Source organism: Enterococcus alishanensis, assembly GCF_019218635.1.
GTDB classification, from domain to species: domain Bacteria; phylum Bacillota; class Bacilli; order Lactobacillales; family Enterococcaceae; genus Enterococcus_A; species Enterococcus_A alishanensis.
Genome location: NZ_JAHUZB010000032.1, coordinates 1 through 476, shown reverse-complemented (window position 1 = coordinate 476; position 476 = coordinate 1). Strand labels below are relative to the sequence as shown.

Annotated in this window: 1 rRNA gene; it reads right to left on the bottom strand. The window is 51.1% G+C overall.

Annotated elements, in window-relative coordinates:
• Positions 1 to 476, bottom strand: a 16S ribosomal RNA gene (locus tag KUA55_RS18145); the annotation flags it as partial.

The following is a 476-nucleotide window of genomic DNA, read 5'->3' as shown; positions in this document are numbered from 1 at the left end:
AGGCGAAGGACTACAAGGGTATCTAATCCTGTTCGATACCCGCACTTTCGAGCTTCAGCGTCAGTTGCGCTCCAGTGAGCTGCCTTCGCAATCGGAGTTCTTCGTGATATCTAAGCATTTCACCGCTACACCACGAATTCCGCCCACTTTGTGCGTACTCAAGGAAACCAGTTCGCGCTGCAGTGCAGACGTTGAGCGTCTACATTTCACAACACGCTTAATCTCCGGCCTACGCTCCCTTTAAACCCAATAAATCCGGATAACGCCCGGACCTTCCGTATTACCGCGGCTGCTGGCACGGAATTAGCCGGTCCTTATTCATAAGGTACATGCAAAAAGTCTCACGAGACTCACTTTATTCCCTTATAAAAGCAGTTTACAACCCATAGGGCCGTCTTCCTGCACGCTACTTGGCTGGTTCAGACTCTCGTCCATTGACCAATATTCCTCACTGCTGCCACCCGTAGGTCTCCGGA